1 protein-coding gene is annotated in these 594 nt (G+C 40.7%); it reads right to left on the reverse strand.

Going from position 1 to position 594, the window contains the following annotated elements:
* Positions 1–198: 198 nt before the first annotated feature.
* Positions 199–393: a transposase gene (locus QUF07_RS14065; RefSeq protein ID WP_289428211.1), complete on the reverse strand. Its 195-nt coding sequence runs from the start codon at positions 391–393 to the stop codon at positions 199–201.
* Between the last annotated feature and the right edge of the window lie 201 nt (positions 394–594).

The following is a 594-nucleotide window of genomic DNA, read 5'->3' on the forward strand; positions in this document are numbered from 1 at the left end:
TCTTAAGTTCGATTGTAATACGGCGATAGCCGTAATCGGCATGGGTATTCCGGATAGCTTTAATGGCGACAATGATTTTAGTTGAATCTTTTTTGCCATATTGTCGATCCAGCGCATCATGGTAACTGCTACTAGCCATCTTGGCAATCTTCAATATGATACTCAAACTTACCTTGAATTCACGCCTCAGCTCAACTATTACTTGGGCTTTTTCTTGGTTTGAGATTTTCGCTTCTTCTGTGCCAAGGCGTGCAATTTTTCCAAGTAAGCATTCCTCAACTTGAGAATTTCATTCTCGTCTTTAAGCTTCTGGAGTTCATCATCTTCGTGGTTGTTGGTCTTAGTCAACTTAGGTGGCCGTCCTTTACTAGGTTTTAAACGTCCTTCTCTCAAAGCCCTTTCCCATTCCCAAACGAGATTTGGTGTCCGCAAATTAAAATGCTTAGCGGTAGCTGTTAATGAGGCATGATTTGTTAGACGCCATTTGATAACTTCTATTTTAAACGAATAAGGATGATATGTCCTGGGTGATTTTAGATTACCTTGAAGTGCCTTAGCTCCGGAGGAGTTAAACAGTCTAACCCATTCATAGAG

Source organism: Lentilactobacillus sp. TOM.63, assembly GCF_030361045.1.
In the GTDB taxonomy this organism is placed as follows: Bacteria; Bacillota; Bacilli; order Lactobacillales; family Lactobacillaceae; genus Lentilactobacillus; species Lentilactobacillus dabitei.